We start from the raw sequence: 1,066 nt of genomic DNA, 5'->3' as shown, positions 1-1,066 counted from the left end.
CTATTTTAGGTCTATTCTGTTCGTTTTTACACCGATTTATATGGGACAGCCCTGAAGAAAACCAGGAGATCTAAAAGTAACTGACACGACAGCTTGAAAATACCATGTCATCAAATATTTACTTCTATTTGTATTTTTAATTAGCTACCAATTGTATTGACTTTCCTGCCTAACATTTGATTTGCATAACTCACAGAATACTCATCAGCCCATATAGAGCCGCTACAGAAATCAGTTTATTATGTTCGCTTCAACAATACTATCTTTCACTAGCGATGATTATCACATACGGCAACCAAGCCACTAATTTCCTCACTGATCATTTAAAGAAAAATGGCAAGGAGACATACATTCAACACGGGAGATTAAATTTTATTACATCGTTATTCATTACTACCAATTCACTATCTCTAGCCCCACCAAATTAAAAATACAAACAAGCAATTATCACTGGTACAAGTAACAGAAAGCTAAGTGGAAGTATCAAATTTATCTTTGATGTCATTATTTTGTGAGTGACGCCAAACTACAGACCTAAATTCTAATGCACCATAGATTACAGAGTAAAAACTTAGTTACAAGGACAGAAGCAATATCAAGCTTATGAAGCCTAATGTCTATATCAATTACAAAAAGGGCAAAAAATATCAGACATAAAATCAATAGGATCTACATCATGACAGGGAAGGATTACAGTAAAATCACCATGGACATCACAACTCATCTCTTGAAACCCACCTTGTACAGACACCTGACACATATCCAAACCTTCCCAGCCACACCATGCACAACATTTTAAATCAGCGTCAGTTTGGGCGGCAATCAACTGCTCCCAGTTACACTCTGCGCAGCGAATGCGCTGTACCGATTTAGATTCGAACTTCATCTTAACTTTAGGACGGTTTATCATATTTTACCTTTTTACAAAAAGTATAGCCTCTCGTCTAGGATGGCAAGGAATATCTATTACCTAGGGTCAGCTCATCATATTTTATATTCATCTAAACACCCCCTGCATTCAACTCTGAAGTGCATCAGTTAATCCCCTGGAAAAGAACGGTCAGCT

Annotated in this window: 1 protein-coding gene; it reads right to left on the bottom strand. The window is 36.9% G+C overall.

Going from position 1 to position 1,066, the window contains the following annotated elements; genetic code table 11:
- Positions 1-622 precede the first annotated feature (622 nt).
- Positions 623-910, bottom strand: a complete 288-nt coding sequence (locus MO867_RS22190) for a hypothetical protein (RefSeq protein WP_252473223.1) — start codon at positions 908-910, stop codon at positions 623-625.
- Positions 911-1,066: the final 156 nt, after the last annotated feature.

The sequence above is a fragment of the Microbulbifer okhotskensis genome (assembly GCF_023895975.1).
Classification (GTDB): Bacteria; Pseudomonadota; Gammaproteobacteria; order Pseudomonadales; family Cellvibrionaceae; genus Microbulbifer; species Microbulbifer okhotskensis.
The sequence above is the reverse complement of the archived record's forward strand: the minus strand, read 5'-3'. Positions and strand labels throughout refer to the sequence as shown.